16 protein-coding genes are annotated in these 16,539 nt (G+C 70.2%); 4 read left to right on the top strand and 12 right to left on the bottom strand.

Going from position 1 to position 16,539, the window contains the following annotated elements; all coding sequences use genetic code 11:
- Positions 1-6: 6 nt before the first annotated feature.
- Positions 7-1,824: an EAL domain-containing response regulator gene (locus CURTO8I2_RS00115; protein ID WP_159677645.1), complete on the bottom strand. Its 1,818-nt coding sequence runs from the start codon at positions 1,822-1,824 to the stop codon at positions 7-9.
- 105 nt (positions 1,825-1,929) lie between these two features.
- Positions 1,930-2,511: a DUF4126 domain-containing protein gene (locus CURTO8I2_RS00120; RefSeq protein WP_159677647.1), complete on the bottom strand. Its 582-nt coding sequence runs from the start codon at positions 2,509-2,511 to the stop codon at positions 1,930-1,932.
- Positions 2,512-2,611: 100 nt separating this feature from the next.
- Here CURTO8I2_RS00120 and CURTO8I2_RS00125 point away from each other — a divergent pair, with 100 nt between their 5' ends.
- The 3 genes from CURTO8I2_RS00125 to nudC are packed head-to-tail and all read left to right on the top strand — an operon-like array spanning position 2,612 to position 4,681.
- The gene (locus tag CURTO8I2_RS00125; protein ID WP_159677648.1) at positions 2,612-3,334 is read left to right on the top strand and encodes a DUF6776 family protein; all 723 of its coding nucleotides are present in this window, start codon (positions 2,612-2,614) and stop codon (positions 3,332-3,334) included.
- Between the two features lie 32 nt (positions 3,335-3,366).
- Positions 3,367-3,741: an iron-sulfur cluster insertion protein ErpA gene (erpA, locus tag CURTO8I2_RS00130; protein ID WP_159677650.1), complete on the top strand. Its 375-nt coding sequence runs from the start codon at positions 3,367-3,369 to the stop codon at positions 3,739-3,741.
- A 52-nt stretch (positions 3,742-3,793) separates the two neighbouring features.
- Positions 3,794-4,681, top strand: coding sequence for an NAD(+) diphosphatase (gene nudC, locus CURTO8I2_RS00135; RefSeq protein ID WP_159677651.1), 888 nt, complete (start codon positions 3,794-3,796; stop codon positions 4,679-4,681).
- 9 nt (positions 4,682-4,690) lie between these two features.
- Here nudC and CURTO8I2_RS00140 read toward each other — a convergent pair whose 3' ends face one another.
- The 5 genes from CURTO8I2_RS00140 to purD form a co-directional block, all read right to left on the bottom strand.
- Positions 4,691-5,128, bottom strand: a complete 438-nt coding sequence (locus CURTO8I2_RS00140) for a DUF2752 domain-containing protein (RefSeq protein WP_159677653.1) — start codon at positions 5,126-5,128, stop codon at positions 4,691-4,693.
- Positions 5,128-5,454, bottom strand: coding sequence for a CD225/dispanin family protein (locus CURTO8I2_RS00145; RefSeq protein ID WP_236551103.1), 327 nt, complete (start codon positions 5,452-5,454; stop codon positions 5,128-5,130). Before CURTO8I2_RS00145 ends, CURTO8I2_RS00140 begins: the two co-directional genes overlap by 1 nt.
- A gap of 166 nt (positions 5,455-5,620) precedes the next feature.
- A complete protein-coding gene (locus tag CURTO8I2_RS00150) occupies positions 5,621-7,570 on the bottom strand; it encodes an MFS transporter (RefSeq protein WP_159677656.1) in 1,950 nt (649 codons plus the stop codon).
- Positions 7,571-7,624: 54 nt separating this feature from the next.
- On the bottom strand, positions 7,625-8,122 hold the full coding sequence (locus CURTO8I2_RS00155; protein ID WP_159677658.1) for an acyl-CoA thioesterase: 498 nt from the start codon (positions 8,120-8,122) through the stop codon (positions 7,625-7,627).
- Positions 8,123-8,150: 28 nt separating this feature from the next.
- Positions 8,151-9,449, bottom strand: coding sequence for a phosphoribosylamine--glycine ligase (gene purD / locus CURTO8I2_RS00160; protein ID WP_159677659.1), 1,299 nt, complete (start codon positions 9,447-9,449; stop codon positions 8,151-8,153).
- 155 nt (positions 9,450-9,604) lie between these two features.
- Between purD and CURTO8I2_RS00165 the strand changes: the two genes are divergently transcribed.
- Positions 9,605-11,080, top strand: coding sequence for an alanine/glycine:cation symporter family protein (locus CURTO8I2_RS00165; protein WP_159677661.1), 1,476 nt, complete (start codon positions 9,605-9,607; stop codon positions 11,078-11,080).
- Positions 11,081-11,165: 85 nt separating this feature from the next.
- Here the strand turns inward: CURTO8I2_RS00165 and CURTO8I2_RS00170 are convergent, their stop codons facing one another.
- From CURTO8I2_RS00170 to prmA, 5 genes are all read right to left on the bottom strand, one after another.
- Positions 11,166-12,065, bottom strand: coding sequence for a hypothetical protein (locus CURTO8I2_RS00170; RefSeq protein ID WP_159677662.1), 900 nt, complete (start codon positions 12,063-12,065; stop codon positions 11,166-11,168).
- A 90-nt stretch (positions 12,066-12,155) separates the two neighbouring features.
- Positions 12,156-13,757, bottom strand: a complete 1,602-nt coding sequence (gene purH, locus CURTO8I2_RS00175) for a bifunctional phosphoribosylaminoimidazolecarboxamide formyltransferase/IMP cyclohydrolase (RefSeq protein WP_159677664.1) — start codon at positions 13,755-13,757, stop codon at positions 12,156-12,158.
- Positions 13,758-13,973: 216 nt separating this feature from the next.
- Positions 13,974-14,243 carry a DNA-binding transcriptional regulator Fis gene (gene fis, locus CURTO8I2_RS00180; protein WP_159677666.1) on the bottom strand — a complete coding sequence of 90 codons (270 nt, stop codon included), beginning with the start codon at positions 14,241-14,243 and terminating at the stop codon, positions 13,974-13,976.
- 118 nt (positions 14,244-14,361) lie between these two features.
- Positions 14,362-15,324, bottom strand: coding sequence for a DUF3426 domain-containing protein (locus tag CURTO8I2_RS00185; RefSeq protein ID WP_159677667.1), 963 nt, complete (start codon positions 15,322-15,324; stop codon positions 14,362-14,364).
- Positions 15,325-15,366: 42 nt separating this feature from the next.
- Positions 15,367-16,287 carry a 50S ribosomal protein L11 methyltransferase gene (gene prmA, locus CURTO8I2_RS00190; RefSeq protein WP_159677669.1) on the bottom strand — a complete coding sequence of 307 codons (921 nt, stop codon included), beginning with the start codon at positions 16,285-16,287 and terminating at the stop codon, positions 15,367-15,369.
- Positions 16,288-16,539 lie beyond the last annotated feature (252 nt).

Genomic DNA, 16,539 nt, shown 5'->3' on the forward strand with positions numbered 1-16,539 from the left:
AGAGTCCTAGAGGACGGAGTGGTGGAAGTCGAAGTCGAGGACGTTGGCCACGCGCTGGACGAGATTGCCCTGGATGAAGTCGATGCCGCTCATCCAGAGCGTCGCCGCGGCCTGCGGGTCTTCGACCTGCTGGCCGATCACCTGCAAGCCGAGCCGGTGCGCGTGTTCCACCGCGATCCGCATTTCGTCACGGACGCGCGGCTCGTCGAGCTGCCGCGAATAACGCGCAGCCAGTCGCACGAAGCCAAGCGGCAGCTGCGCGAGCAGGGCATCGGCCTCTTCGCTCGCGCTGTACTGGCCCAGGCACAGCTGCACCCCGGCCGGCACCATGCGCGCGCAGAAGTCCTGCAGCGACAATGCGTGGATCAGCGCATCGTCCTGGCGCACGTCTATGACCAGTGACGCGCCCGGCACACCGGACAGTTCGATCTGCGCCAGCAGCCAGTCGGCGTACCCGCCCTGGATCAGGCTGCGCGAGGACTGCGACACGAACAGCCGCATCGTGCTGCCGACGCGCTGGCGCTCGATGAGGGTCGCGATCGCCAGTTCGACGACGCGACGGTCGATCTCGAGCAGCAGGCCGGCGACCTCGGCGGCCGGCAGCACGCGCGCCGCCGAATGCAGCTCGCCGTCGCGGCCCCGCAGGCGGAGCAGCGTCTGGTACTGGGCCTCGTCGCCGCCGGCGACCGCCACGATCGGCTGGAAGGCGAGTTCGATGCGCTGCTCGGCGAGGGCATCGCGCAGATCGTCGGCCAGGCCGCCCTGGGGTTCGCCCGGCGCGATGCGGGGCGCGGGGATGTGGACGGCGATGCCGATCGGCGTGCCGCGGGATTCGCGCAAGGCCTGCTCGGCGGCGGCGAGTGCGTTGCCGGGCTCGTCATAGCCATGGACGAGGTCGGCGTAGCCGACGAGGGCACGCAGACGGATCGTCTGGTCGGCGAGCGGAAACGGGTGGCTGCCGATGCCGTCCCGCAGGCTGCGCGCCCACGCATCGAGATCGATGCGCGCCACGTCCGGCGCGAACACCAGGAACGTGTTGTCGTTGAGCCGCGTCGCGGATGCGTCACCCACCAGTGCACGCAGATGACGGCCGGCGTCGGTCAGGATGGTTTCCAGGCCGGCGTAGCCGTAGCGGTCGCGCAACGCCGTGATGCCCTCGATCTCGACGAAGCCGAGCGCGCCGCGCGGCGCGGCCGGGATGGCCTCGGCCAGATGCTGCAGCAACTGCAGGCGGCTGTTGAGGCCGGTCAGCGCATTGCGTCCGGGGTCGGGCATCTGCTGGAGCGCGCGGGCGCGGCGGATGCGGTTCTGCACCGCGGCGATGAGGTGCCGCGGGCGGACCGGCTTGGTCAGGAAATCGTCCGCGCCGACTTCGAGCGCTTCGAACTGCCGTTCCGGATCGGCGTCGCCGGTCAGGAAGACGACCGGGATATGCGAGAACGCCGCCTGGCCACGCAGCTGCGCCGTCAGTTCGGAGCCGTCCATGCCGGGCATGTGCAGATCCATCAGCACCAGATCGGGCTGGAACTCGCCCAGCGACGCCATGAATTCCGAAGCGACCGATACGACCCGCGCCTGCAGCCCCGCACCGTTGAGCACGCTCTCGGCGAACAGCGCCTGGCTGGGATCGTCCTCGACGATCAGTACGCGCTGCGGTGTTTCGGCCGCGTCGCCCGTCTGCGCGACTGATGGCGCGGGAGTCTCACCCGCGGCATCCGCAGCGGGATCCCCGGGCAGGGTGGGTTGACCGGCGTCGGCGACCCAGCGCCGCCAGTAGGCGGACGGGGGAAACTCGGCGCGTTGCTTGCTGTCGGCATCGGACATAGGAGCGGCACTGTGACGCGATGTGGGGGATCAGGCAACTTTAACCGGCCCCCCTTGAATCGCGTCCGCAGACGCGGGCCCGCGCGGTATGCGAACCGTGTCGGGTCACCCGCGCGCGGGCCGTGGCGCGCGGCGTGACAGGCGTCGCCACAGCCACCAGATCGCCACGGCGCACTGCAGCGCGAACGCGGCCACCAGGGCCAGCGCCAGCCACGGCGACACCAGGGCCAGCGACAGCGCACCGAGGGTGACGACGTCCTCGGTCGTGGACGCCGCGACGTTGCTGACCGGTTCGGGCGACGCGTTGAGCAGCAGGCGGCCACCGGCCTTGAGCGCGTGGCTGGCGAAGGCCACGCCGGCGCCGGTGGCGAGCATGCCGGCGCCCAGCTCACCGTCGGGCGACAGCGTCGCGGCTGCGAGAAACGCCCCTGCCGGCACACGGGCCAGGGTCTGCAGCAGATCCCAGCCCGAATCGACGCCCGGAATCTTGTCGGCGAAGAATTCCACCAGCGCCAGCACGCCCGACACGCCCAGCACCCAGGGCGACGCGGCGGCGTCGAGCGCCGGTGGCAGCTCCAGCCAGCCGAACAGGCCGGCCAGGCCGACGCCGAATACGGTGAGGTAGGCGCGGACACCCGCCAGCCAGGCGAGCAGCACGCCGGCGGCGAACAGGTGGGCCTCTGACATCGCGACGCTCCGGGGCGAACGACAACGGGTGCACAACGCCGGCGAGTATAGGACCGGCTTCGCCTTGACGCGGCGCGATGACGCTGGCTATACCGTGGCGATGAACGACACCCCGCCTCCAGCCGCCAAGCCCGCCACGGCCAGTCGCCGTGCGCGCGGCCCGCGCATCGTCATCGCCCTCGCGGTCGTCGTCGCACTCTCGTTGCTGTTCGGTCTCTGGGGCGCGTGGCAGGCTTTCGCGCCGGGCTCCGACAATCCGCAGCGCCAGCTCGCCACCCAGCAGGACGAACTGGAACGCCTGCAGCAACAGGTGTCCACGCTGACCCGCTCCGACCAAATCAGTCGCGATGCGAACCGCGAGCTGCAGGGCACGCTGGCGGAGCGCGACGAAGAGATCGCCGCGCTCCGCGCCGATGTCGCGTTCTACGAGCGTTTCGTCGGCGCGACCGAGCAGCGCAAGGGCCTGACCGTGCACGAGCTGCGGATGCAGTCGCGCACCGACCAGGGGTGGCACTACACCGCCACCCTGACCCAGAGCCTGAGCCGCGAGGCGGCCAGCGTGGGGACCATGCGTCTGTCGATCGAGGGCACGCGCGACGGACGGCTGGAGACCCTGGACTGGGACCAGTTGCGCCAGCGCGACGATGCCGCCCGCGTGGCGTATTCGTTCAAGTACTTCCAGCAGGTCGAAGGCGACATCGTGCTGCCGGACGGCTTCCAGCCGCTGCGGGTGCTGGTCCGCCTGGAACCCGAGCGCGGCAGCGCGGTCGAGCGCTCGTTCAGCTGGGCCGACGTGACGCCACGTTCCGCGCCCGGCGCTTGAAGCGGGGGGCACGCAGCCCCATCCTGTCTGCCATGAATGACGTGCTCACCATCGAAGGTCCCGGCTACCAGTCGCTCGATCGCCCACTGGATTTCACGCCGGCTGCGGCCGCCAAGGTGCGCGAGCTGATCGAAGGCGAAGGCAATGCCGCGCTCAATCTGCGCGTGTACATCCAGGGCGGTGGCTGTTCGGGCTTCCAGTACGGCTTTGAGTTCGACGAGCAGCGCGCCGACGACGATCTGGCCGTGGTGACCGACGACGTGACCCTGGTGGTTGATCCGCTGAGCTTGCAGTACCTGATGGGCGCTTCGGTCGATTACGTCGAAAGCCTGCACGGTGCGCAGTTCACCATCCGCAATCCCAATGCCAAGTCGACCTGCGGCTGCGGCAGCAGCTTCAACGTCTGACTGCGCCGACCGCCTGACGACGCAGCGCACCGCGCGGGGCGATAATCCGGCGATGGACTTCAGTTTCGTCGACGCGCCGCTCGACCGCGCAGAACATCTCCGAACCGATTCCCACGCGCTCGCGCGCCTGTGGCCGGCGGCCCGCGTGCTGGTGCTCGACGCCAGGGGCGAGGCCCACGTCGACGCGCACGGCATGCCGCCCGCGCTCGACGGCACCGTGGTCGGCGCGCGCCCCTCGTCGGCGGTCTTTCTCGGGCTGCAGGATGCGCAGGCCTGGTTCGCCTTGCCCGCCATCGACGCGCCCGCCACGCTGGCCGTGCCCGCGACGATCGACCTGCGCACCGCCGCCGCACAGTGGCCGGTCCGTGAGGCCACCGCATTTGCGCAGGCGCGCGCGGTCCTGCATTGGCGTGACCGCCACCGCTTCTGTGGCGGCTGCGGCGCACCGCTCGAATACGCGCGTGCCGGTTGGCTCGGGCGCTGCACCGGGTGCGGCATCGAGCACTACCCGCGCACCGATCCGGCGGTGATCGTCGCGGTGACCGATGGGTCGCGTCTGCTGCTGGGACGCCAGGCGGCGTGGCCGGCGGGGCGGTACTCGACGCTGGCCGGCTTCGTCGAGCCGGGCGAGACGCTCGAGCAGACCGTGGTGCGCGAAGTGTTCGAGGAGAGCGCCGTGCGCGTGACCGGCTGCCGCTATCTCGCCTCGCAGCCGTGGCCGTTCCCGGCCTCGCTGATGCTCGGCTTCATCGCCGACGCCGCGCCCGATGCGCCGCAGGTCACCGACGAGCTGGAAGACGCGCGCTGGTTCGACGTCGACACGATCGGCGCCGCGCTGCGCGATGCGCATCCGGAACTGAAGCTGTCGCCGAAGTCGTCGATCTCGCGCTGGCTGATCGCGCACTGGTACGCGCGGCAGACCGGCGGCACGACCGGCTGAGTGTTCTGATCAGCCCGGCGCGAGCAGGGTGAACGGAAACCACGGCAGGTTGCGCGCGATCCAGTAGACCAGCACCAGCGCGACCCAGGGTTTCCAGTCTGCGGCAACACCGGCCAGCCGCTGCAGCCACGGCGGCCGCCAGCCGAGGTGCCAGCTGGCGAAGAGCGGCGCGAGCGCGAGCAGCGCGAACAGCAAGGGGTTCATCGAGAACGCACGCGGCAGGTCGCCGTGCGCCAACGCGTGCAGGCAACGGGTCAGGCCACAGGCCGGGCAATGCCAGCCGGTGGCGCTGTAGAACATGCACGGCGGAAACGGATTGCCGGGCACGTTCGGATCGAAGGTGCGCAGCAGCCACGCGCCGGTCGCCGCCAGTGCCACGCCGCCGCCCGCGAGGGCGACGGTCGAGGCACGGATGCGACGTGGCGCGTGGCTGCCGGCCAGTGACATCAGCCGCCGGCCTCGATCTGATCCATGATCATCTGCCACTGCGCCATGCCGCCGCCGAGGGTGAACGAGTAGATCGTCCACAGCAGACCGATCACGCACAGGCCGGTCGTGACCCAGCACCACACCTTGGCGGTATTCGATGCGCGCTGGGCGCCGGGCAGATCGCCCTGGCCGAGCAGCGTGTTGACCTTGGCCGAGAACACGATGGCGACGATGCCCGGAATCGTGCCGACGATGCAGCACAGGCACAGCGACAGCACGGTCACCACGATGGACCAGGCGAGATGGTTGGGGACGGTGCCCGGCGCGATCGGGGTGCCGGGCATCGGCGCCTCCGGCGTGCCGTAGCTGCCCGGAGGCGGCGGCGGAATCGAACTCATCGAAAAAACTCCTTAGTGATGCGGCGGATGGGAACTGTCGGCGACCGCCGTCCGCGGACGGGGCCGCCTTACTGTAGCGCCACACCCGCGGCATTCGGCGAAGTCGCGCACCTCAGGCGGCGTCGCCGCGCAATGCCCGGACCTGCGCTTCGAGGGTGCCGGCATCGATCGCCGCACTGTCTTCGATCCGCGGTCCGGCGACGACATCGACGTGCGCCCGCGCGCGGCGTGGCACACGCATCCGGCCCAGGCGCGAGTCGCGATGGCTCCACATGCTCGACCACATGCCGCGCAGCGCCATCGGCACCACCGGCACGCGCTGGCCGCGCGCGGCGGCGCGTTCGAGGATGCGCTCGACGCCCGACTTGAACGCGGCGATCTCGCCATCGCGGGTCAGCTTGCCCTCGGGGAAGATGCCGACCAGCTCGCCGTCGGCCAGGGCCGCATCCACGGCGTCGAACGCGCGCTGCATCAGCGCCGGATCCTCGCGGGCGCCGGCGATCGGAATCGCCTTCGCATTGCGGAAGATCCAGTGCATGCCCGGCACCTGGAAGATGCGGTAGTACATGACGAAGCGCACCGGCCGCGGAATCGCCGCCGACAGCAGCAGCGCGTCCATGTAGCTGACGTGGTTGCAGACGATCAGGGCCGCGCCATCGGCCGGCACCGAGGCTTCGACGTCGCGCGTTCGCAGCCGGTAGAGCACCCGCACCAGCAGCATGCTGACGAAGCGCATCAGGAACTCGGGCACGATGGTGAAGATCCACAGGGCGACGAGGCCGTTGGCGATCGCCAGTGTCAGGAACACCTGCGGAATGCTCAGCCCCGGCAGCGGCACGCGCACGCCGCCGAACGTGAAGCCGTCCATCTGCAACAGCACGCCGAGGATCGCGGCGGTGACGATGAAGAGCGAGTTCTGGATGTTGAGCCCGGCGATCACGCGCGAGAGCTCCGACTTCGGCGTGCGGCTCTGGATCAGCGCGAACAGCGGCACGACGAAGAACCCGGTGAACATGCCGATGCCGGTCAGGTCGATGACGATGCGCCAGCCGGCTCCGTCGCCGAGGAACTGCGCGATCGTCAGGCCGGTCGCCGGTGGTGCGCCGGGCCGTGCGAAATACAGATCCAGCAGGAACGCGGTGATGCCGATCGCGCCGACCGGCACCAGGCCGATCTCCACCGAGCGGCCCGACAGCTTCTCGCACAGCAGCGAGCCCACGCCGACGCCGACAGAGAACAGCGCCAGCGCGAAGATGTAGAGCGCGGTGTCGTTGGCCACGCCGCCCAGGTGCAGTTCGGCGTAGGTGGGCAATTGCGCGGTCAGCACCGTGCCGACGAACCAGAACCATGAGACGCCGAGGATGGCATTGCGCACCGCCAGCTGGCGCTTGGCCAGGCGCATGATCGCGCGCGATTCGGGAACCGGATTCCAGTTGACCTTCAGCTCGGGCGCGCCCGCGTCGACCTTCGGGATCAGCCGCGCGACCACGTTGCCCGCCACCGCCAGCGTGACCACCGACAGCGCCGCCGCCTCGGGACCAAAGCTGCCGGCGATCTTGAACACCAGCCCGCCGTAGATCATGCCGGCGAGGATCGCGATCGACGTGCCCATCTCGACCAGGCCGTTGCCGCCGGTGAGTTCCTCCGGGCGCAGCACCGACGGCAGGATCGAATACTTCACCGGGCCGAACAGCGTGGACTGCAGGCCGGTCAGGAACAGCGCGACCAGCAGCACCGGCATGCTCTCGAGCAGGAAGCCCGCGGCCGCGACTGACATGATCACGATCTCCATCGTCGTCGTGACGACGATGAGCTTCTGCTTCTCCATCTTCTCCGCGATCTGTCCGGCGATGGCCGAGAACAGAAAGTAGGGCAGGATGAAGAGCGCCGGCGCGAGGTTGGTGTAGAGCGTGCGTTCGGTGCCGCTCACGCCGAGGAAGAACAGCAGCGCGATGATCGACTGCCGGTAGACGTTGTCGTTGAACGCGCCCAGGGCCTGGACGGTGAAGTAGGGCAGGAAGCGGCGCTGCTTCAGCAGTGCGAACTGGGACTGGCCGGCCATGCAGGCTCCTCGACGGATGCGCGGAGCCTAGCAAAGCCGCATGGCACTACGCGATCAGTCGGTGGTGCCGGGATACGTCTCGCGCACCGCGCGGTAGCGCTGCTCGAGTTCCTGGCGGATCTCGCGGCGCTGGCGGCCCTGCTCGTACCGGCGGTGCTCTTCGGCCGTCTGCGGTTCGCGCGGCGGCACCGGTGTCGAGCGGCCGGCTTCGTCCATCGCCACCATCGTGAAGAAGCAGCTGTTGGTGTGGCGCACCGCGCGGTTGCGGATGTCCTCGGTGATGACCTTGATGCCCACTTCCATGGACGTGCGGCCGGTGTAGTTCACCGATGCGAGGAAAGTCACCAGCTCGCCGACGTGGATCGGCTCGCGGAACGTCACCTGGTCGACCGACAGCGTGACCACGTAGCGGCCGGCGTAGCGGCTGGCGCAGGCGTAGGCCACTTCGTCGAGATATTTCAGCAGCGTGCCGCCATGCACGTTGCCGGAGAAGTTCGCCATGTCCGGCGTCATCAGCACGGTCATGCTGAGCTGGGCGTTGCCTGGGATCATGGTCGAGGCCTTGGCGGAAGAGAGGGAATCAGGCGTCGCCGCGTTCGCGCGCGATCGCGCGCCAGCCGATGTCGTGGCGGTGGAATTCCCCCGGCCACGAGATGCCGGCGACTTCGCCATAGGCGCGCGACTGCGCATCGGCGACGGTGTCGCCCAGCGCCGCCACGCACAGCACGCGCCCGCCGGCGGTCATGGCCTGGCCGTGTGCGTCGAGCTTCGTGCCGGCATGGAACACCTTGGTATCGGCCAGCGGCGGCGTGTCCCAGGTGTTGATGACGTCGCCGGTGCGCGGCGTGTCCGGGTAGTGCTCGGCGGCCATCACCACGCCCAGCGACGGCCGCGGATCCCACTGCGCCTCGACGCCATCGAGCCGGCCGTCGATCGCGGCCTCGACCAGATCCAGCAGGTCCGACTGCAGGCGCAGCATCACCGGCTGGGTTTCCGGATCGCCGAAACGCACGTTGAACTCGATGACCTTCGGCGCGCCCTGCGCGTCGATCATCAGGCCCGCATAGAGAAAGCCGGTGAACGGCACGCCGTCTTCGATCATGCCGCGCACCGTCGGCTCGACGACCTCGCGCATCACGCGCGCATGCACGTCCGGCGTCACCACCGGTGCGGGCGAGTACGCACCCATGCCGCCGGTATTGGGGCCGGTGTCGCCATCGCCGACGCGCTTGTGGTCCTGGCTGGTCGCCATCGGCAACGCGGTCGCGCCATCGACGATCGAGATGAAGCTCGCTTCCTCGCCTTCGAGGAATTCCTCGATCACCACGCGCGCACCCGCCGCGCCGAAGGCGTTGTCCGAGAGCATGTCGGTGATCGCGGCTTCGGCGTCGTCCAGCGACATCGCCACGATCACGCCCTTGCCCGCGGCGAGGCCATCGGCCTTGATGACGGTGGGCGCGCCGTGCTGGCGTACGTACTCGATGGCGGTGTCGGCATCGGTGAAGACCGAATAGCCTGCGGTCGGAATACCGTGGCGTGCGAGGAAGTCCTTGGCGAAGGCCTTGCTGCCTTCGAGCTGCGCGGCGGCCGCGGTGGGCCCGAAGATGCGCAGACCCGCGTCGCGGAACCGGTCGACGATACCGGCGACCAGCGGCGCCTCGGGGCCGACGACGGTCACATCGACGCCTTCCGATTGCGCCAGCGCGAGCAGGGCATCGAGATCCGTCGCCGACACGTCGACGTTGCGGCAACCGGCCTCGTGCGCCGTACCGGCATTGCCCGGCGCGACCAGCACTTCGCCGACCTGCGGCGACTGCGCGAGCTTCCACGCCAGCGCGTGCTCGCGACCGCCGGAACCGATGACGAGGACCTTCTTCATGCGCAGCTGACCGGATGCAAAGGGGGCGCCAGTTTACGGCGTCGCGCCGTGGTTGGCCGCGCAGGCCCCCGGCGGTATCCGCCCGGCGTCGACCCGACGTCGCGGGCACGGGTGCTAGGCTCGATCGCTTCGCCCGCTACGGAACCCGCCCGCCGATGGATCTGGTCCAGCTGATCGAGCACACCCTCTCGCCTATCGTCGGCGGCATCAATGGCGTGCTGTGGAACTATCTGCTGGTCGGCGTGCTGCCCCTGGTCGGTCTCTGGTTCAGTGCGCGCCTGGGCTTCATCCAGTTCCGGCGGTTTCCCAAGATGATCTCCGGCCTCGTGCGCGGCACCGGCGACGACAACGCGGGCATCTCGCCGCTGCAGTCGCTGTGCACCAGCCTGGCCTCGCGCGTGGGCACCGGCAACCTGGTGGGCGTGGCGATCGCGCTGACCGTCGGGGGCGCCGGCGCGATCTTCTGGATGTGGCTGGTCGCGTGCCTCGGCATGGCGACGGCGTATGTCGAAAGCACGCTGGCGCAGCTCTACAAGCGCCGCGATAACGAAGGCCAGTACCGCGGCGGGCCTGCGCTCTACATGGCCCACGGTCTGCGCAAGCCCTGGCTGGGCGCGATCTTCTCGGTGTGCCTGATCCTCGCCTTCGGCCTGGTGTTCAGCGCGGTGCAGGCGAATTCAATCTCCGAAGCGGTGCGCGGCGCCTGGGGCATCCCGGCGGCCTGGACCGCCGCCGTGCTGGTCGCGCTCGCGGCGCCGGTGATCTTCGGTGGACTGCGCCGGGTGGCGAAACTGTCGGAGGTGATCGTCCCGGCAATGGCGCTGGCGTATCTGGCGCTGGCGGCCTGGGTGATCGTCAGCAACCTCACCGAGGTGCCGGCGATGCTGGCGCTGATCGTGCGCAGTGCGTTCGGCCTCGACCAGGCTGCGGGCGGCGTGCTCGGTGGACTCGCGGTCGCGCTGCTCAATGGCGTCAAGCGCGGTCTGTTCTCCAACGAGGCCGGCATGGGCAGCGCGCCGAACATCGCCGCCTCGGCCACGCCGGCGCCGCATCACCCGGCCAGCCAGGGCCTGGTGCAGGCGTTCGGCGTGTTCGTCGACACACTGGTGATCTGCACGGCGACGGCGTTGATGATCCTGCTGTCGGGCGCGCTCGAGACCGCAGGCGGGGACGGGGTGGTGCTCACCCAGCAGGCCATGGCGGTGCATTTCGGCGGCTGGGGGCCGGTGTTCATCGCGGTGGCGCTGTCGTTCTTCGCGTTGACCTCGATCCTGGGCAACTACGCCTACGCCGAAAGTGCGGTCGTGTTCCTGCGCGGTGGCCGGATCGGCATCCTGATGCTGCGGCTGGGCTGCCTGGCGATGGTGGCCTGGGGCGCGTTCGCCAAGCTCGATCTGGTCTGGAATACCGCCGATGCGGCCATGGGGCTGATGGCCATGGTCAATCTGATCGCCATCGTCCTGCTGTCGGGCGTCGCGATCAAGCTGACCCGCGATTACGACCGCAAGATCCGCGCCGGCGAGAAGTCGCCGCGACTCGACGCGGACGATTTCCCCGAGCTGGGCGACACGATCGACCGCACCATCTGGACGGCGCGCAAGACGGTGGCACCGGTGGCCGCGCCGAAGTAGCCACGACGTGGGGAGATCCCCAGTGACGCAAGTGCGCGCAGCACCGCTGCGCGAGGCACCGCAGCCCGCGGCGGCGGTTCCGTAGTCAGTCGCACCCGTCGCGTTGCAGGGCCTCGGGCACGGTCCACGCATGGCGCGCCACATCGAACGGCACCAGATGCGTACGCTCGACGCGGCGCCCGCAGGCATCGCCCCGTTCGCGGACGCGCAGCGGCCATGCCACTGCATCGGCGTCGCGCGCGTCGAGCGCCAGATCGAAGGTCAGATCGTAGGCGGCGTCCTGCGCGCAGTCGTCGCGCTCGGCGCAGCCCGCCATCGCGCCGAGATTGTCGAGACTGCTGCGCAGCGAGCCGGCCACCTTGAAGCCGTCGCCGTCGGGCAGCACGAGACTGGTGTTGGTGATCGTGATGCCCTGCGCGGTGAAACCGTCCTCGACGACGAATCCGTACAGGCGCGGGCCCAGGCGACGCACGTCGAGATCGGCGATGTCGCCGGTGCTGCCGAAGCCTTCCATGTGCGCACGTGCGGTCGCATTGACGACATCCGCCCCGGCGTCCGCCTGCAACCGGAAGAAATCGAGGCGCGCGGTGGTCGCATGCCCGGCATCGTCGGGAACGCCGCAGACGGCGAGCAGTTCGGCCGGGGCGTCCGGCGTGCCGACGGCCTCGCGTGCACAGACCTCGCGCAACGCGGTCTCATGGCCGAGCCACTCGACCAGCGGCGCGCCGGGCCAGTCGCCCGACAGCTGTGCGAGATCGCCGTACTGGCGCACGAGAAACGCACGGACCGCAGCGCCGTCGAGTCCGGTGGGCGGTGGCGCGGCGCCGCCCGGGACCTCGGCGGCGCGCGGCGTCGACGCATCGAGTGCCGGCGCCGGCATCTCCGTGGCACCCGCGGGCGCCGGTGGCTCGCCGCAGGCGCCGAGTGCCAGCAGCAGACAGGCGGTGAGGGGCGCGCGCGACAGCGTCGAACGGGACCACGGCATCGGCGCATCCTGCGAAGAAGATGCGCCGGACTCTAGCAGCGGCGTTGGCGCGCACCATTCACGCCGACGTGCATGCGCGATGCGCGTCGATCAGTGGCGGAAGTGGCGCACGCCGGTGAACACCATCGCGATGCCGTGTGCGTCGGCCGCCGCGATCACCTCGGCGTCGCGCATCGAGCCGCCCGGCTGGATCACCGCCCGGATGCCGGCTTCCGCCGCGGCGTCGATGCCGTCGCGGAACGGGAAGAACGCATCGGACGCCATCACCGAGCCCGGCACGACCAGGCCCGCATCCACTGCCTTGATGCCGGCGATACGCGCCGAATACACACGGCTCATCTGGCCGGCACCGACGCCGATCGTCCGGTGGTCCTTCGCGTAGACGATCGCGTTGGACTTCACGAACTTCGCCACCTGCCAGGCGAACAACAGGTCGCGCAGCTGCGCATCGGTCGGCGCCAGCGTCGTCACGACCTTCAGTTCGTCGGCAGTGACTTCGCGGATGTCGGCGGTCTGCATCAGCAGTCCCGATCCCACGCGCTTGACGTCGACGTTGTTGCGTCCCTCGCCGTGCGGAATGCGCAGCACGCGCACGTTGGCCTTCTTGGTGGCGTAGTCGAGCGCGTCGTCGTCGTAGTCGGGCGCGATCAGCACCTCCACGAACTGGCGATCGAGGATCACCTTCGCCGTCGCCGCGTCCAGTGTGCGGTTGAAGGCGATGATGCCGCCGAACGCGGACGTCGGATCGGTCGCGTAGGCGAGCTCGTAGGCATCGCCGCAGGCCGCGCCGACGGCCACGCCGCAGGGGTTGGCATGCTTGACGATCACGCAGGCTGGCGCATCGAACTGGCGCACGCATTCCCACGCGGCATCGGCGTCGGCGATGTTGTTGTACGAGAGCGCCTTGCCCTGCAGCTGCTCGAACGTCGCCAGCGTGCCGGGCACCGGATACAGATCGCGATAGAACGCCGCCTGCTGGTGCGGGTTCTCGCCGTAACGCAGGTCCATGACCTTGACGAAGGAGCCGTTGCTCTGGCCGCCGAACGGCGCGCGCTGCGCGGCGCCGTCGTCCGACGGCTCGGTGATCGACGACAGCACGTCGCTGATGCGCGCGTCGTACTGCGCGACGCGGTTGAACGCCGCGACCGACAGCGCGAAGCGCGTCTGCGCCGACACGGCGCCGTCGTTGGCCTCGAGTTCGGCCAGCAGCGCGTCGTACTGCGCCGGATCGGTGGCGACCGCGACATGGGCGAAGTTCTTCGCCGCCGCGCGCAGCATCGCCGGGCCGCCGATGTCGATGTTCTCGATGATGTCGTCGAACTTCGCGTCCGCTGCGTAGGCCACGCGCTCGAACGGATAGAGATTGAGCACCAGCAGATCGATCGCATCGATGCCGTGTTCGGCCATCACCGCATCGTCGGTGCCGCGGCGACCGAGCAGGCCGCCGTGCACCTTCGGATGCAGGGTCTTGACCCGGCCGTCCATGATCTCGGGGAAGCCGGTCACGTCACTGACGTCGCGCACCGGCAGCCCCGCTTCGCGGATCGCCTTCGCGGTGCCGCCAGTCGACAGCAGTTCGACGCCGCGCGCCGACAGGGCGCGGGCCAGATCGAGCAGGCCGGTCTTGTCGGAGACGGACAGCAGGGCGCGGCGGATCGCGGTGGGCGCGCCGGACGGAACGGAAACGGTCATGGGAATCGACTGCGGGCGAGGGAGCCGCGAATTATAACGGCGGTGCGCCGGCGGCTCCGCACCGGTCGATGCCCTGCTGCGCGTGCCGACTGGCGCGCGCGGTGCTCGAAGGCATTGCCACAGGACAGCGCCTGAGAGCGCGTGTCGCTGGCCCGCAGGATGGCCGCTCGCGGCCGCCGACGATACGACTGCTCGCGCCGGGCCTTGCGCCGGTTCTCAGACCAGCGCGTACTCGCGCAGTTTCTTGCGCAGCGTGGCGCGATGGATGCCCAGCATCGCCGCGGCGCGGCTCTGGTTGCCGTCGCAGAAGTTCAGTACCTCGACGAACAGCGGAATCTCGAGTTCGCGCAAGGCGACCTCGTAGAGGTTGTCGGTGTCGTTGCCGTTGAGATCGCCGAGGTAGCGCTGGATCGACGTCGCGACGTGTTCGCGCAGGGGCGTGCGCGGTGCTTCGCGCGTGCTGCTGTCGGTGCGGTCTGCGTTCAAGTCGACTCTCGGCAATGCGGCGTCGCTGTGGCAACGTCGGGTCGAAGGCGACGGCACGTGCGGACGGCGGAACGGCTGCGCAGTCTAGCGCGGCCCCCGGGCACCTGCCAGCGCGTGCTCAGAGAAAATCGAAGGCGAACGACACCGCGCGCGTGTCCGGTTCCACGAGTTGCAGGCGGGCCTGCGCACTGTCGCCGGCGGCCAGCGTCGGCGGATACGTCGCGACGTCCAGATACTCCTGCGGCGTGAACACGCGCGTGCCGACCGCGCGTCCGTCGATGTCGGACAGTGTCAGCCGCAGCGCGGGCCAGGCCTGCGCCCAGCGTGCCTCGTTGCGGAACGTCGCCGTGGCGACGAGCTCGCCCGGACGCGCATCGTCAGGGCGCACATCGCGTGCCAGCACCGTGAGCGCCGTCGGTTCGTGCCACGGCGGCAGGCTGCAGCGCAGCACGCTGCACAGGCCCGCGAGCGCCGGCCGCCAGCCGGGATCGCGCGCGAGCCGTGCACGGTCGGCGAGCAGCACCTGCAGGCCCAGCAGCAGCGTCAGCGCGACGGCGGCGCCGACCAGCAGGCGATGCTGACGGCGCGCATGCGGATCCGTCGGGGCGGTCGCGCCGCGGCGTACGAAGCTCGGCGAGGTGCGTGCCGGAGCGGACGGCGGTGCAGGCGCGGCGACAGGCGTGACTGCGGCGGTCGGCGCCTCGATGGATGTCGAGTGCGTCGCGTCGCCGGCACCTGCATCGGTCTCGACCGGCGCGATGGCATCGGCGGGGACGGGCGTCGCAACACCCGGGTCCGTTGCGACGACCTGTGGGGGCGGTTCGGGCCGGGATGCGGCGGATTCGTCCACGGCGTCGAGCGCGGGTGGAACGGGCGCGAGGGCTGCAGCGGCGGGCGGCGGCGCGCGCTCCGGCGCCTCGCGATCCGCAACCTGCGTCGGGGCCTTCAGCAGCGAGGCCACTGACACCTGCGGCGCGGCACTGCGCAGCACGCCCCGGCAGCGCGGGCAGCGTTCCGGCGGCTGGTCGGTCGCGGGGTCGGTGGCGACCAGCGAGCCGCAGTGCTTGCAGTTGATGAACATGCGGCTATTGAATCATGCCGCTGCGCGCCTGGAAGCGGCGGGTCAGGCCGGCTTGCGGACGCCGTCGATGCGCACCCAGTCGCCTTCGCGGGTGACCGCCAGCTGTTCGAACCACGGCCGGTAACGCCGCAGCAGGTCTTCCTCCTGCCCGTCGAGGATGCCCGACAGCGCGATGCGTCCACCGAGTGCGACCCGCTCGGCCAGCGTTTCGGCCAGCGCGTCGAGCGCGGTGGCGAGGATGTTGGCGACGACCACGGGATAGGCGCCCTGCGGCGCCTCGGCCGGCAGGAACACGTCGAGCGCGGCGCCGACGTCGTTGCGGTCGGCGTTGTCGCGCGAGGCGATCAGTGCCTGCGGATCGTTGTCGATACCCACTGCGCGCGCGGCACCGAGCTTGAGCGCGGCCAGCGCCAGGATGCCGCTGCCGCAGCCGTAATCCAGGACCTGCGCATCGGCGAGCACGCCCTCGGCCGACAGCGCATCCAGCCACTGCAGGCACAGTGACGTGGTGGGATGCGTGCCGGAACCGAAGGCCAGGCCCGGATCGAGCCGGATCACGACGGCATCGTCGCCGGCGGCCTCGGGCAGCTCGGCGTTCCACGGCACGATCCAGGTGCGGGCGCCGAACTGCAGGGGCGCGTACTGGTCCATCCACGCGCGTTCCCAGTCCTGGTCCTCGACCTTGCGGAAGCTCGCGCGGCTCCAGTCGAGCCCGGCGTCGAACGCCTCGAGCGCGGACAGCACGAGCAGCGCGTCGGTGTCGTCTTCGAACAGCGCCGTCAGCACGATCGCGTGCCACAGCGGGGTCTCGCCGACGCCGGGCTCGAGGATGGCCTGCTCGTCCGTGGTGTCGGCATCGGCGTCGATCATCGTCACTGCCAGCGCGCCGATGTCCTCGAGGGCGTGGGCGTAGCGCGGCTGCTCGGCTTCGGTGCAGCGCAGGCTCAGTTCCAGAAAGGGCATCGGGGGGTCCGGGTGGCGCGAGGGGCCGGGCATCTTGGTGCCCCGGTGGGGGCGCGTAAAGGGGCAAACGGTGCGGCGTGCCGGAGGCGGCCTGCACCGGAGCCGGGTGGGATGTGCGCGTCGTCGCAGTCAGGCGGGTCACCGGTCCGCGCGCCCGGCAGCCCCGCGATGGCCGGGCGTTCGTCCGCTAGAATCGCGTTCCGAACCGTGCCGCCGCTGCCGCGACGCCACTGGCCGGCCGCCGATCAGGGT

Source organism: Luteimonas sp. 9C (assembly GCF_902506295.1).
Taxonomy (GTDB): Bacteria; Pseudomonadota; Gammaproteobacteria; order Xanthomonadales; family Xanthomonadaceae; genus Luteimonas.

Excerpts from the sequence above, each read along its gene's own strand:
- CURTO8I2_RS00120 (WP_159677647.1), bottom strand. The coding sequence starts at position 2,511 with ATGTCAGAGGCCCACCTGTTCGCCGCCGGCGTGCTGCTCGCCTGGCTG.
- nudC (WP_159677651.1), top strand. The coding sequence starts at position 3,794 with ATGGACTTCAGTTTCGTCGACGCGCCGCTCGACCGCGCAGAACATCTC.
- CURTO8I2_RS00185 (WP_159677667.1), bottom strand. The coding sequence starts at position 15,324 with ATGTTCATCAACTGCAAGCACTGCGGCTCGCTGGTCGCCACCGACCCC.
- CURTO8I2_RS00125 (WP_159677648.1), top strand. The coding sequence starts at position 2,612 with ATGAACGACACCCCGCCTCCAGCCGCCAAGCCCGCCACGGCCAGTCGC.
- CURTO8I2_RS00165 (WP_159677661.1), top strand. The coding sequence starts at position 9,605 with ATGGATCTGGTCCAGCTGATCGAGCACACCCTCTCGCCTATCGTCGGC.
- prmA (WP_159677669.1), bottom strand. The coding sequence starts at position 16,287 with ATGCCCTTTCTGGAACTGAGCCTGCGCTGCACCGAAGCCGAGCAGCCG.
- purH (WP_159677664.1), bottom strand. The coding sequence starts at position 13,757 with ATGACCGTTTCCGTTCCGTCCGGCGCGCCCACCGCGATCCGCCGCGCC.
- CURTO8I2_RS00145 (WP_236551103.1), bottom strand. The coding sequence starts at position 5,454 with ATGCCCGGCACCCCGATCGCGCCGGGCACCGTCCCCAACCATCTCGCC.
- CURTO8I2_RS00150 (WP_159677656.1), bottom strand. The coding sequence starts at position 7,570 with ATGGCCGGCCAGTCCCAGTTCGCACTGCTGAAGCAGCGCCGCTTCCTG.
- CURTO8I2_RS00140 (WP_159677653.1), bottom strand. The coding sequence starts at position 5,128 with ATGTCACTGGCCGGCAGCCACGCGCCACGTCGCATCCGTGCCTCGACC.
- erpA (WP_159677650.1), top strand. The coding sequence starts at position 3,367 with ATGAATGACGTGCTCACCATCGAAGGTCCCGGCTACCAGTCGCTCGAT.
- CURTO8I2_RS00115 (WP_159677645.1), bottom strand. The coding sequence starts at position 1,824 with ATGTCCGATGCCGACAGCAAGCAACGCGCCGAGTTTCCCCCGTCCGCC.
- CURTO8I2_RS00155 (WP_159677658.1), bottom strand. The coding sequence starts at position 8,122 with ATGATCCCAGGCAACGCCCAGCTCAGCATGACCGTGCTGATGACGCCG.
- purD (WP_159677659.1), bottom strand. The coding sequence starts at position 9,449 with ATGAAGAAGGTCCTCGTCATCGGTTCCGGCGGTCGCGAGCACGCGCTG.
- CURTO8I2_RS00170 (WP_159677662.1), bottom strand. The coding sequence starts at position 12,065 with ATGCCGTGGTCCCGTTCGACGCTGTCGCGCGCGCCCCTCACCGCCTGT.